Source organism: Halomonas sp. LBP4 (assembly GCF_003202205.1).
GTDB classification, from domain to species: Bacteria; Pseudomonadota; Gammaproteobacteria; order Pseudomonadales; family Halomonadaceae; genus Halomonas; species Halomonas flagellata.
In genome coordinates this window covers 281,921-294,713 of the sequence record NZ_PDOG01000003.1, presented here as the reverse complement: position 1 = coordinate 294,713, position 12,793 = coordinate 281,921, and the positions used below count along the sequence as shown (strand labels likewise).

6 protein-coding genes and 1 other RNA gene are annotated in these 12,793 nt (G+C 68.6%); 3 read left to right on the top strand and 4 right to left on the bottom strand.

The features are described 5' to 3' along the window. Positions 1 to 4 precede the first annotated feature (4 nt). The 3 genes from dnaX to ffs form a co-directional block, all read right to left on the bottom strand. Positions 5 to 1,945, bottom strand: coding sequence for a DNA polymerase III subunit gamma/tau (dnaX, locus tag CR157_RS11780; RefSeq protein ID WP_110283723.1), 1,941 nt, complete (start codon positions 1,943 to 1,945; stop codon positions 5 to 7). A 105-nt stretch (positions 1,946 to 2,050) separates the two neighbouring features. After that, positions 2,051 to 4,321, bottom strand: a complete 2,271-nt coding sequence (locus CR157_RS11775; RefSeq protein WP_146218678.1) for a putative bifunctional diguanylate cyclase/phosphodiesterase — start codon at positions 4,319 to 4,321, stop codon at positions 2,051 to 2,053. 400 nt (positions 4,322 to 4,721) lie between these two features. Further along, positions 4,722 to 4,818: signal recognition particle sRNA small type (gene ffs, locus CR157_RS11770), an RNA gene on the bottom strand. 257 nt (positions 4,819 to 5,075) lie between these two features. Here ffs and CR157_RS11765 point away from each other — a divergent pair. Genes CR157_RS11765 through CR157_RS11755 form a run of 3 tightly spaced genes read left to right on the top strand, consistent with a single transcriptional unit; the run spans position 5,076 to position 9,174 of the window. Beyond that, positions 5,076 to 6,299 (top strand): ATP-grasp domain-containing protein, encoded by a 1,224-nt coding sequence (locus CR157_RS11765; protein WP_110283721.1) that lies wholly within the window; start codon positions 5,076 to 5,078, stop codon positions 6,297 to 6,299. Positions 6,300 to 6,345: 46 nt separating this feature from the next. Beyond that, on the top strand, positions 6,346 to 8,379 hold the full coding sequence (locus CR157_RS11760; RefSeq protein ID WP_110283720.1) for a hypothetical protein: 2,034 nt from the start codon (positions 6,346 to 6,348) through the stop codon (positions 8,377 to 8,379). An 18-nt stretch (positions 8,380 to 8,397) separates the two neighbouring features. Then, positions 8,398 to 9,174, top strand: coding sequence for a TlyA family RNA methyltransferase (locus tag CR157_RS11755; RefSeq protein ID WP_110283719.1), 777 nt, complete (start codon positions 8,398 to 8,400; stop codon positions 9,172 to 9,174). 18 nt (positions 9,175 to 9,192) lie between these two features. Here the strand turns inward: CR157_RS11755 and mscK are convergent, their stop codons facing one another. Continuing rightward, positions 9,193 to 12,540 carry a mechanosensitive channel MscK gene (mscK, locus tag CR157_RS11750; RefSeq protein ID WP_258364143.1) on the bottom strand — a complete coding sequence of 1,116 codons (3,348 nt, stop codon included), beginning with the start codon at positions 12,538 to 12,540 and terminating at the stop codon, positions 9,193 to 9,195. Positions 12,541 to 12,793 lie beyond the last annotated feature (253 nt).

Here is a 12,793-nt window from a genome sequence, read left to right as displayed (position 1 = left end):
CGCCTCAGCCGCGTGCCTCGGCATCGGCCGGCTTGACCGTGGATTCGATCAGCCGCGCACCGAAGGCTTGCTGCAACTGCTGTACCTGCGGGTCGTTACTCAGCGCTTCAACCGCCTCGGCATGGCGCTCGGCGGCCAGGCGCTCGGCCTGCCGCCTGGGGGTCTCGATGCCCTCGGGGAGCGGCCCCTCCTCGACGCTGAGGCGGCGCTCGATGCCGATCGTCGCCAGCGCCTGGGTGATGCGTTCCACATGCACCTCGGCGTTCATCGCCGAGAGCGCCGGGTCGAGCCGCAGCAACAGCCGCTCGCCGTCATCGGCTTCGACAACGCAGTTCGCCGCCAGGTTGCGGGTCAGGCCGCCCAGCCCCAATGACTCGAAGCGGGCCAGCCAGCCGGCATGGTCGAGATGCCCCTCGACGCCCCCTGCCGAGACGGCGGGTTCGGGGGCCGAAGCCGCGGGCTCGGGCACCGCAGGGGCGGGGTCGGGTTCCGGCGACACCGGGGCGACCGGCTCGGGCGCGGTATCCGCCCCGCGCGCTGCGTGCCGCTCTTCCCAGGGCGGCGGCTCTTCCGCTGGCGGCGGCTCTTTCGCTGGTGGCGGCTCTTTCGCTGGCGGCGCCTGGGGCTCGACCGGTGGCGCGGCTTCCGGGGGTGACACGGGGGCCGCCGCACGAGGGGCCCCGGCAGCAGGCGCTTCTGCCGTGGCGGGCGCCTGCTGCGGCGCACTCGCCGCCGGCACGGCCGGGGCACCGGTCGCGGGCGACTCGCCGTCGCCATTGCCGGCCCCTTCGTCGACATTACCCCCCCGCAGCGGCAGTGGCGTCTTCGCCGGCCGGGGCACGCCCTGGGGACGGAAGGCCAGCATGCGCAGCAGGGTCATCTCCAACGCCATGCGCAGGTCGGGGGCGTGCTCCATGTCGCCGCGCCCCTGGATGCCAATCTGGTAGTAGAGCTGCACGTCCTCGGCGGTGAAGCGGGCGGCCAGCTGCAGCAGCGCCTCGCGGTCACCATGACCGTTGTCCAGCGCCTCGGGCACCATCTGGGCGATGGCCAGGCGGTGCAACACACCGGTGACGTCGTCGAGCACCGCGGCGAAGTCGGGCCCCTGCTCGGCCAGGGCCGCGACCTCGGCGAGTACGCGGCCGGCGTCCACCTCGGCCAGGGCCTCGAGCAGTGCCAGCACATGACGGTGATCCAGGGTACCCAACATGGCCGCCACGTCGGCATGGCGCACCTGCCCCTGGCCGAAGGCGATGGCCTGGTCGGTGAGGCTCAGGGCATCGCGCATGGAGCCATCGGCGGCCTTGCCCAGCAGCCACAGGGCGCTCTCGTCACAGGGCACCGACTCGGCCTCGAGGACCCGGGTCAGGTGCTCGACGATGCGCTCCGGCGCCATGTTCTTGAGGGTGAACTGCAGGCAGCGCGACAGCACCGTGACCGGCAGCTTCTGCGGGTCGGTGGTGGCGAGCAGGAACTTCACGTGGGGCGGCGGCTCTTCCAGGGTCTTGAGCAGCGCATTGAAACTGTGGGTGGAGAGCATGTGCACCTCGTCGATGAGGTACACCTTGTAGCGCCCCTGGGTCGGGGCGTACTGCACGTTGTCGAGCAGCTCGCGGGTATCCTCCACCTTGGTGCGCGAGGCGGCGTCGACCTCGATCAGGTCGACGAAGCGGCCCTCGTCGATGGCCCGGCAGCTGTCGCACTCGCCGCAGGGCGTCGAGGTGATGCCCTCGTCGCCATGTCCCTGTGCCGTGCAGTTGAGGCACTTGGCGAGGATACGCGCCAGGGTGGTCTTGCCCACCCCGCGGGTGCCGGTGAACAGGTAGGCGTGATGCAGGCGCCCCTGGTCCAGGGCATTGACCAGCGCCCGCTGGACATGCTCCTGGCCGACCAGTTCATGGAAGGTACGCGGCCGCCACTTGCGGGCCAGAACCTGATAGCTCATGCAGCGCGGAATCCTTGCAGCTGGGCTGGCTGGCAGCCGGACTCGAGGATCGACGCCGCCCGGAACTCCCGCTGGCCACGCCGATCATGGGTATCGCCCTTCATTCTACCGGCTGGGGACGGGGTCGCAAAGCTCGGCTCCGCCCCCCCAGCGACGATCGAACACCTCGGCCGGCACGGGTCGGCTCAACAGGAAGCCCTGGTAGCGCTCGCAGCCCCGGCCCGCCAGGAAATCGAGCTGCACCGGGAGCTCGACCCCCTCGGCCACCACCTCGAGCCCGAGCCGACCGGCCATCGACAGGATGGCGGCCAGGATGATCTCGTCGTCCGCGTCGCCGGGCACGTCGCGGATGAAGGATTGATCGATCTTCAGCCGTTGCACGGGTAGACGCTTGAGATAGGCCAGCGACGAGTAGCCGGTGCCGAAGTCGTCCACCGCCAGCATCACGCCCAGCTCGCGCAGTTCGTGCAGCACCCCGACGCCCTCGTCGGCGTGGTTGATCAGGAACCCCTCGGTGATCTCCAGTTCCAGCCGCTCCGGCGACAGGCCGCTCTCCTGCAGCGCCCGGCGCACGTCGCCGACGATATCGCCGTTGACCACCTGGGCACCGGAGAGGTTGACGGCCACCTGCAGGTCGAGCCCGCGCTGCTCCCACCGACGTGCATGATGGCAGGCCTCGTCAAGCACCCAGCGCCCCAGCGCATGACTCAGCCCCGACTCCTCGGCCAGCGGGATGAAGCGCTCCGGCATGATCATCTCGCCCTCCGGCGAGACCCAGCGAGTCAGTGCCTCGGCACCGAACACCCGGCCCCCGTCGACGAAGGCCTGGGGCTGGAAGTAGAGTTGCAGCTCGTTGCGCTCGAGCGCCCGGCGCAACCCCACCTCGATATCGAAGCGCTCCCGGCTCTCCTCTCCCAGCGCCGCGGTGTAGCGCTGCCAGGTGTTGCGCTTGAGGGCCTTGGCCCGATACATGGCGGTATCGGCGTTGCGGATCAGCGCCTCACTGGTCGTGCCGTCCTCGGGAAACAGGCTGATGCCGATGGAAGCCCCGATGAAGATCTCGTGCCCCCCGACGTGGAAGGGCTCCACCAGCGCGCCGATCAACTGGTTAGCCACTCCATCGGCCTCCGCGGGGGCCGACAGGCGCTCGATCACCATCAGGAACTCGTCGCCGCCCAGCCGACCCAGCTGGTCCCGGTCGCGCAGTACCTGCGACAATCGCCGGCCGACCGCCCGCAGCAGGCGGTCACCCAAGGGGTGGCCAAGGCTGTCGTTGACGCCCTTGAAGTGGTCCAGGTCGAGGAACAGCACGGCGAGCCGGGACCGCTCCGCCGCCGCCGTCTCCAGCGCCGCCTCGAGACACTGACTGAGGTAGAAGCGATTGGGCAGCTGGGTGAGGGCATCATAGTGGGCCGACTCCTCGAGGCGCCGGGCCTGCTCGTCGATGCGCGACAGCAACGGCTTGAGCACCCGGGCCGTGACCAGGGCCCCCAGCAACATCATGATCAGGGTGGCCAGCAGCGGCCAGTACAGCACCCTGAAGACCTCGGCATAGAAACTGCCGGCCGGCAGCTCCACCAGCAACCCCCAGCCCGGCGTCGACATGGGCACAGCGATCAACACCTGCTCGCCATCGCCCATGCCGGTCCTGTCGACCCCGGACTGCCCTGCGGCCAGGGCCTGCACCCTGGCCTGCTCCAGTGCATCCGGCTCCCGGGTCAGGGGCGCTCCGTCATCGCCGGCACCCAGCAGGATCCCGCTCTCCAGCGCCACCAGATACCGGCTCGCCCCGGGTCCGACGCTATCGGCACCGGCCAGCAGCGCCAGCAGGGTATCCACCCGGAAGTAGAACAGCTCGGTGCCGATGGGCTCACCACCCGGGGCGATGATCGGCGCCGCGACCTCCAGCACCAGCGACTCATCCACCCGCACCAACCGGGCTGGCGAACTCGTCTCGCTCTCACCGGGTGGCACTTCCCGCGGCGCCTGCGGGGTGCGGCCGAGGGCCAGCAGCGGCTCCCCCGCGGGGCCCAGGCGTACCACCCCGACGATCTCGTCGGACTGGACCATGGCATCGCGCAGCCGTGGGGCATTGTAGGCGACCAGCCAGGAGCGACTGGATTCACCGTCGACATGGGACACCAGACGCCGACGGATCTCGTCGTCGCTGGCCACCTGTCGAGCCAGATCCTCGAAGTGACGCAGCTGATGGTCCAGGGCACCCGCCTGGGTCTGGAGGCTGGCCAGCGTGGTGGTTTCCAGCCTGTCTCGGGTGACATGAAAGAGCGGCACCGCAGTACTCGCCCCCACCAGAGCGCCCGTGGCCAGGATCCCCATCATGGCCAGTGTCACGATGCGCCGCTGCGCCTGCGTCACCCCGCCCCCCATCCCCTCTTGCACTCCTGCGGCCGATGGGGTCGATGCATGAATATCACGACCCGCCCTGGTTACAGTGTATCGGCTTCCGCGGAGAATGCGCGGCTCCAGTGACGAAGATTCATCCGCCGTCGTCGGCATGGCCCACTGCAGCCCCCTGCGCCGCTCGCGAACGAAGGCCGGCACCGGGACGACTTCCCGCTGACGCTGCAGACAGTGATCGAGGAGGAGTGCATCGGAACGGTGCCCTGGCCGACACCACAGGGACGCCGCTGAATGACGGTTGCGCACCGGGGCTGCGGTACTGTCATGGAAGCAGTAGGGACGCAGGGGGAAACTGGCGGAAAGACGGAAACAGGCAGGCACCGGAGGGGGGATGGCACCGCCGAAATGGAGGCGGCCCCGACAGCCACATCCCGGCACACGCGTCCACCACTACCGTTGCTCCCTTCCGGGCCTGGCGGGGTTTGCGGTTTAGCGTTGCGGGAGGACCGACGGGGCCACCACAGCGGATGCTTCCCGAGCCTGGCTCGAGGCATCAAACTCGACGTCGCATCAAGGGCTTGTCGAGTGCGCGGGCACTATAACAGCGGCCCGCCATGGCGGCAAGGGGCGGCACCCGTTGGAACGCTCGCGCGGCGACGCGAGGATGTCACCCTTCGCCCCCTGGTGTATGGTGAGGGGTATTCTCTTCCTTCCGACAGTCACTCCCGTCAGGGAGGAATCATCCATTGCCGACATCTGGAGGCGCCCCATGAAGAAGGATCCGAACAAGGGCTACATCGCCCTGCTGGGCTGGAGCCTGAATGCCATCGAAGCCGCCGAGAACTTCGATAGACGCTATGTGGTGGTCGCCCCGGACTGGGCGGAGGAGTACTGCCAGAAGCACGACATTCCCCACGTTTCCTGGAACTTCGAGCGCCTCAACGACCGCTCCATGGAGATCGCCGAGACGCTCAAGGAGATGGGCGTCGACGTGGCCATTCCACTGTTCGAGGAGACGGTGGAGTGGGCCGGTGCCATCAACTCGCTGCTGCTCGACAACCCGCGGCTCTACGGCCAGTCGCTGCTGCTGCGTGACAAGGCGCTGATGAAGCGCCGCGCCCAGTTGGGCGGCATCCGCGTGGGCATCTTCGAGGAGGCCCACGACAAGGGAGACGTCATCCGCTTCCTCAAGCGGGTCAACCAGACCCTGCTCAAGCTCGACGGCGACCCCAACGACCCCATTCACCTCAAGGCCTTCGACAAGGCCGGCTGCCTGGGCCACCGGGTGATCCGTACCCCGGACGAGGTCGATACCATTCCCGAAGAGGAGTTCCCGGTGCTGATGGAGTCGCACCTGGACGGCTGGGAGTTTGCCGTGGAGGCCTGGATCCACAACGGCAAGGTCGCCTTCCTCAACATCTCGGAATACGTGACCCTGGGCTACTCGGTGTTCGTGCCCGCCTCGCCGGAACTCGAGCAGTATCGCCCGCAAATCACCGCCCAGATCGAGAAGCTGATCAAGGCCTTCGACATCGAGTTCGGCCTGATCCACCCCGAGTACTTCGTCACCAGCGACGGCGAGATGTACTTCGGCGAGGTCGCCTACCGGCCGCCGGGCTTCAAGGTCTTCGAACTGCTCGAGCGGGTCTACGGCTTCAACGCCTACCAGGCCAGCATGCTGGTGTTCGACCCCAAGTCCACGCCGGAAGAAGTCAGCGCCTTCTTCCCGAAGGAAGTGGTCGATGCCGACGGCTACGCCGGCTGCTTCGGCGTCTACCCGCGCCGCCGGGTGGTCAGCAAGCTGGAGATTCCCGAAGAGGTCGAGGACGACCCCTACTTCGAGTCCCACGAATTGACGCCGCCCATGGAGGAGACCGTCACCAAGCGGACCGCCTTCGGCACCCACTGGGGGCTGATCTACTTCAAGGGCGACGAGGCCGCGCGCATGAAGGAGCTGCTCAAGCATATGGAAGAGCTTGATTTCTATGTCTGATCGAGGCGTCATGGGGATGATGACAGCCTGACGACAAGGAGTCGGCGTGACGACGCACCGACCTACGCAAGACACAAACGAGCCGGCAGGCGACGACAAGCTCGCCGGCCTGCTGGCGAAGCTCGATGACGCGACCACCCTGCTCGCCAAATCACTCGACTTCGCCAAGCCAGGGAAGCTGCCCCGGGTGCTGGACACCGCGCGTCGCGTGCTGCTTCAGGAGGGCGGCGCCGCCGCCGTGGAGGCCCGTGCCAGGGCACTGGAGGAGGCCGGGGTCTTCCTCGGCTCCGACTGGGAGACACCCCAGTACCTGGTGCCCTCGCTCACCACCCATGCGCTGAAGAGCGCCGACCCCAACACCGTGGTGATCGAGGCCCTGAGCGAGCTGCGGCTGCTGGCGGTGGCCAAGGGCGAGTACCTGCATCCGCTGGTCTCGGCGGAGCAGGCCCACCACTACCTGACCCAGGTGATGGCGCTCAACCTCTGGCTGCTGTTCGGCGCGCCCAGCGAGGCCGAGCGCGAGACCCAGGGTCGCCTGGCACAGATCCCGCGCCACCTGTTCCGCCACCTGGCCGAGCGCATCGGCTACGAACACATCATCGACAAGCTGATCGAGGAGATCTGGCGGATCCTGCAACAGCGTCCGATCCAGGTCGAGCCGGTCAAGCAGATGATCACCCAGATCGCCATCTGCCAGTCCAACCCGGCGATCGACCTGGGCACCAGCGGCCAGGGCGCCGACCGCCTGGTCAGCTCGCTGTTCGGTCCCACCCAGGCATGCCGCGAGGATCCGGGGCTGGAGGTCTATCGCGAACGACTCTCGAGCATGGACAGCTCCGCCCTCCAGAGCGAGGCCACCGGCTTCGCCCGCGCCATGCACGATACCGGCCTGGTATCGCCCTACCATCCGGTGCTGCTGCGCCACCTGCTCGACCATGGCGACCACCTGCTCGCCGAGGCGCTGGGGCTCTCCTCCACCGGCCGCGACTGCCTGCTCTGCTACCGCGAGCTGGTCCATGCCCTGATCCGCGGGGGCGTCCACCCGGCCACCCCCCAGGCGACCTATGGCCTGGCGCTGATGCTCGAGCGCGGCATCCTCTACCAGCCACCGGTGGCCCCGGCCATGTGGCGCCAGTTGGGGCTCTCCCTCTCGGAGTGGTCCCAGGCACGCCTGAACCTGGCCTATGGCGAGGCCATCTCGCCGCGGGCGCGACTGCTGGAAGGCGTGCTGTGCATGCTCGGGCAGCCGCTGGGCGTGGGTCAGGGCAACAACCCCACCTGCCAGTCGGCCAGGGCGCTCTCCATGTGGGCCTACAACGACCCCGACTACCTGCTGCAGATGGTGGCCTGGGCGGCCCGCGACGACGAGATCATCATGCACTTCGAAGGCATGCCGCTCTCCTCCATGGCGAGCCTCTCCGGCGTGGCCCAGACCCTGCCCATGGACCTGGACCCGGTGTCGCTAATCGTGGTGCCGCACCTGGACCGCATCTATGCCGAGATGGGGCGGCGCTGCATCGGCCGCGAGGGCGACCCGCACCGCTGGGTGAACCCGGAATTCCACGGCTGGTGGTCGGGCCGGGGCTTTCGCATCAATGTCGACGTGGCCACCGGGCAGCTGCACGAAGTGGACACCTTCCTGCGCCACTTCTATGCCAGCTACCACCCCTACTACAACGGCAACCAGCCGCTGATCCACCCGCAGCCGGCGGGTATCGCCGTGACCGACAGCGCCGCCCGCTTCATCGGCTGGCACGCCATCACGGTGCTGCGGGTCTCGCTGGACCCGAACGACGTCATGCGGGTCTACTTCTTCAACCCCAACAACGACAGCGGCCAGGACTGGGGTGACGGCATCCAGGTGAGCACCGCCGGCAAGGGAGAACGGTTTGGCGAGTCATCGCTGCCCTTCGAGCAGTTCGCCTCGCGCCTCTACATCTTCCACTACGACCCGCTGGAGCGCGGCGAGCTGGCCCAGATCACCCAGGAGGAACTCGACCGGGTCACCGGCCACATCCACCGCAGTTGGGGGGTCGACCGGATCCCGCCCACGGGCCTGCAGGCCGACGAGGGGCCGTAAGGCGCCTCTGCCCCGCCCATGCCGCGCCTCGACCAACTGCTCGTCACCCAGGGCCTGGCCCGTTCCCGCACCCGCGCCCAGCGGCTGATCCGCCATGGCCGCGTCAGCCTGGCCGGCACTGGCCGGGTGCTGACCAGGCCCGGCGAGAAGCTGCCCGGCGAGGCGCAACTGACGGTGACGGAAGACCCCGAGGAGCGCTACGTCTCCCGTGCGGGGCTCAAGCTGGAGGCACTGCTCGAGGCCCTGGGGCTCGACCTCTCCGGGAAGCTGGTGCTGGACGTGGGCCAGTCCACCGGCGGCTTCACCGACTGCGCGCTACGCTTCGGCGCCCGTCATGTGATCGGCGTGGAGGTGGGCCACGACCAGCTCGACCCCGAGCTTCGCGGCGACCCGCGGGTGACCTGCCTGGAGGGGCTCAACGCCCGCGCCATGGCGGGCGAGCCACGGCTGCGCGGGGCCCTGGCGGCGCAGGGTGCCGAGGGGCCCGATATCGCCGTGATGGACGTCTCCTTCATCTCCCAGACGCTGATCCTGCCCGAGCTCGCCGCCCTGCTCGCCCCCGGCGGCGAACTGCTCAGCCTGGTCAAGCCGCAGTTCGAGGCGGGGCCCGGGGGCGTCAATGCCCGCGGCATCGTCAGCGACCCGGCCCGCTACGGCGAGGTGGAGGCATCCATCCGTACCTGCTGCGACGCGCACGGTTTCAGGATCCTGCACTGGCGAGAGAGCCCGCTGCTCGGCGGCGACGGCAACCGGGAGTTCCTGCTCCACGCCGTTCGGCGAGGCGCCGCGGACTGACGACGACGCTCGTGAGTCTCAACGCCCGCCATCGGCGTCTCCGTCATCGAAATGCCCCGGGTCGCCCCTGGCCCCGGGCGGCGGGAAGGCCGGATCGGTCACCCGGCCGGGCGTGGCGCTCTGCACCTTCTTCACCGTCCCGTCGGTGCGATGCAGCCACACATCGAGCTGGTTGAAGGCGATATCGACCTCGTGCTCGGCGAACAGCTCGCCCACCCGGCAGTTGATCTCGTCGGTGGCGAAGAGCCGGTCACCGAGGCTGTTGACGAAGATGCGCAGCTCGAAATTGAGGGTGCTCTCGCCGTAGTCCATGAAGAACACCTGGGGCTCGGGGTCGGCCAGCACCCGCGGGTTCTCGTCGGCGGCCTGTCGCAGCAGGCGATGCACCAGGCGGTGATCCGAGCCGTAGGCGACCCCGTAGGCGAGCACCACCCGGGTGATCGTATCCGACAACGACCAGTTGATCAGCTGGTCGGTGACGAAGGTCTTGTTGGGGATGATGATCTCCTTGCGGTCGAAGTCGGTGACCGTGGTGGCCCGGATGCGAATCTTGCTCACCGTGCCGGTCAGGTTGCCCAGGGTGATGGTGTCGCCGATCCGCACCGGCCGCTCGAAGAGGATGATCAGCCCCGAGACGAAGTTGGCGAAGATCTCCTGCAGGCCGAAGCCCAACCCCACCCCCATCGCCGCCACCAGCCACTGCAGCTGGCTCCAGGCCACGCCCAGGGTCGCCAGGGACATCACCAGGCCAGTACCGACGATGGCGTAGGAGAGCAGCGAGGTGATGGCATAGGCGCTGCCCTGCTTGAGTTCCAGGCGCGACAGCACCATCACCTCGAGCAGCCCCGGCAGGTTGCGGGCCATCATCAGGGTCAGCGCGAAGACCAGCAGCGCGGTGAAGATATCGGCCACCGAGAGGGCGCTGGTGACCAGGTCGGCGTCCTCGCCATCGCCCCAGATCGCCACTTGGTCCAGGTAGCGCAGCACCGTCAGCAGATCCGCCCAGACCAGGTAGAGCAGCACCGCGAAACCGATCAGCAGGATCAACTTGGACAACCGCAGCGACTGCTGGTTGATCTGCTCCATGTCCAGCGGTGGCTCCTCCACCACCTCGAGCCCGCCCTCGGCCCCCTCCTGCACCTGGGCACGGCGCCGTGCCAGGGCGCGCCGGAAGGCGAGGCGACGCGCCGCCACCGCCAGCCCCCGCACCACGGTGGACTCGACCAGGATCCACAGGCCCAGCAGGTAGAGGGTGATCACGAAGCGCCCCACCAGGCTCAGCGCCGTGTATTCGTAGCCGGCGACGATCAGGCCGATGAAGACCAGCGGGACCGCGGCCATGGTCAGGCCGAGAATCAAGCGGAACAGCTTGACCCCGAAGAAGGGCGTATGGGCGAGGATCAGCCTGGCCGCCAGCACGCTCATCGCCACCAGGCCACCGAGCAGTAGCCCGAGCGCCAGCGGGCGCTGGGTCAGGCTGATATCGCCGTCCCGCGCCAGGGTCGAGATCAGCAGCACCGGCACCAGTGCCACCCCCAGCCACAGCAGCAGCCAGCGCAGCCGGGCGACGTAGCCCGCCGGCCAGTAGAAGTGCTTGGTGGCCACGCCGTCCCTCACCAGCAGACGCCGCGACCAGGCGATCACGGCCCAGGCCAGGGCGAGATGCCAGAAGGCCTGGCCGAGCCCGATGGCGATACCATGGCCCCCCGCCACCAGCGCCACGCCCACCCCGGCCAGCGCCAGCGGCCCGGGCAGCGCCAGCAGGGCGTTCAGGGCCACCGCCTGGGGCGTATGGCCCTGGCTGTCGCTGCGCAACCGGCCTATCTGCTCGTGCAGCACGGCGAGCCGGGCCTGGATGCGCCGGCGGCACCACAGCAGCACGGCCACCACCAGCAGCAAGGGGACAGCGAGGAGCGCCTCGGCGCCGGGCATCCGCCAGTGCACCGGCAGCACCTCACGCCATTCGCCCTCCTCCCATTCGGTGAGCAGGTGCGAGGGCAACTGGCGAAGCCAGGAGAGATCCAGCGGCCGGGTGTTGGCGATCCAGAACAGCTGCTCGTCGATGGTGGTGCGCAGCTCCCGTGAGGTTTCCAGCAACTGCTGCTGGTTGAGCTGCAGCTCGATGGCGGCGCTGAGCAGATTGCCGTAGGACTGCTCGAGCTGGTCGACCAGCTCGCGACGCGATTGGTAGAGGCCCTGCAGCGACTCGACCAGGGCGGGACTGATCTCGATGCCCGCCTCCTCCAGCCGCTGGTTGGCAAGCCGCTCGCTCTGCCGCAAGGCGTCGCGCTGGCGGACCAGGTCGAACTGGCGCAGGCGCAGGTCGGCGATCTCGTCCTGGAGGTCGCGGCGGGCATCCACCTGGGGCAGCGAGCGGCGCTGCTCGCGCAGGATCCGCGACAGCAGCAGGCTGCCGCGGATCGCCTCGATCTGCTCGTTGAGGCTGCGTTGCAGCTGGCGCACATGGTCGAGCTGGCTGCGGATCGCCAGGCTGTCCCGCACCAGGCTGTTGTTGCGGTCGTTGGCGCGCAGCAGCTCCAGGCTCAGGTCCCGGTTGATCTGCTGGGCCCGCTCCAGCACGGGATGTCCGGCCTCGAGCAGCGGGTCGTCCCGCGCGGCATCGGCGATCGCCTGCTCCGAAGCGATCCTGCGCTTGCGCTCGATGACGCTCTGCAGCAGCGCCAGTTCGGTCTCCTGACGCGTGATCTGCTGCGACAGCAGGTCACGCCGCTGCTGGGCCAGCTCGCGCAAGCGGGTGTTGGTGCCCAGCTCACGCTGGTGCAGGCGCAGGGTCTGTTCCGCCAGACGCCGCTCGACCCGTTGCCGCCAGAGCCGCGGATCATCCTCGGCCAGGTCGCGCACCTCCAGTTCGTCCAGCGAGCGACGCGACGTCTCGACGGCCTGCATCGCCTCGGCAATCGCCTGCTGGGCCCGCTCGGGCAGGGTCTGGGCGGAGAGCAGCTGGGAATTGACCTCGGCGAGACGATCCTGCAGTTGCTGCAGCTCGAGCACCGCCTCCTGCTGGCGATATTCGAGTTCCTCCAGGGGCTCGTCGTCCAGGCCGGTGGCGGAGAGTGCCGCGGCCTCCTCCTCTTCCTCCCGCAGCTCCCGCTGCAGGCGCAGCAACTCGGCCGGCGCCTGCTCCACCCGTTCCTCCAGGGCCTGCAGGCGCTCCTCCGTCTCGGCCAGTCGCTCCAGCCCCTTCAGGGTCGCCTCGAGCGCCTCGACACGGCGTTGATCGGCATCGCCGAGGGACTCGCCCTCCCCGGGCTGCAATGCCGCGAGGCGCTCTTCCACCACGGCTCGCTCGGGCAGCGTCTCATCGGCGCGGACCTCGAACGCCACACACAGCAGCAGCAGCGTCATCCACCCGACCATGGCCCGCCTGATATGCTCCCACCCCCGGGAGACTCGCACACATCGCATCCTGATCACTGACTCCCTTGGGCAGCATCCTGGCCGAGCCGGCCGCTAGGAGCCTGTCGCATTTGACCGATCGTCGCGAGAAAGACGGATTTCGAGACAAGTTTATGATCTGATGAGGCGAATAGCGCGCTATTTAACGAATCAGATCGAATGAAATTGGCCGAAAGCCCGGGTTTCGTAGCAGATCAGCGTT